We start from the raw sequence: 505 nt of genomic DNA, 5'->3' as shown, positions 1-505 counted from the left end.
AGAAAACGTTGAAATCCCCTTATTTCGAAACTGGTCCCGCCGCGGTCGGCGAAAGCCCGGTGGTCGATCACCAGAAGGTCGTTCTCGAATGGTTGGGAGAGGGCAAATGAACGCACGCAGCTTCCACCCGCTGACCGTTCTCGACACCCGCGACGAAATCGGCGGCATGGCCAGGACGGTCATGTTCGACGTGCCTGACGGCCTGCGCGAAACCTTCGCCTGGCGGCCCGGCCAGCACCTGTCGTTCCGCATTGCAGTGAACGGAGAGGAACAGCGCCGCAGCTACTCGATCTCGTCCTCGCCTTTCACCGGTGATCCGCTGCGGATCACAGTGAAGCGGGTTCGGGACGGTGTGGTCAGCAACCACATCAACGACAACGTGCGGAAAGGAGACGTGATCGAGGTGATGCCGCCCTTTGGCGGGTTCTGCCTCGATCCCGGCGCAACGTCGCGACGCACGCATTACTTCTTTGGCGCCGGCTCTGGCATCACACCGCCTTATGCG

At 61.8% G+C, this 505-nt stretch carries 1 protein-coding gene; it reads left to right on the top strand.

Features of this window, described 5'->3' with window-relative positions:
* Nucleotides 1–106: 106 nt before the first annotated feature.
* Nucleotides 107–505: FAD-binding oxidoreductase (locus ACR0C6_RS22285; RefSeq protein ID WP_480621388.1), on the top strand; the 399-nt coding region annotated here is incomplete at its 3' end.

The organism is Ruegeria sp. AL12 (genome assembly GCF_056540885.1).
Note: the sequence above shows the minus strand (reverse complement) of the source record. Positions and strands in the feature narration are given on the sequence as shown.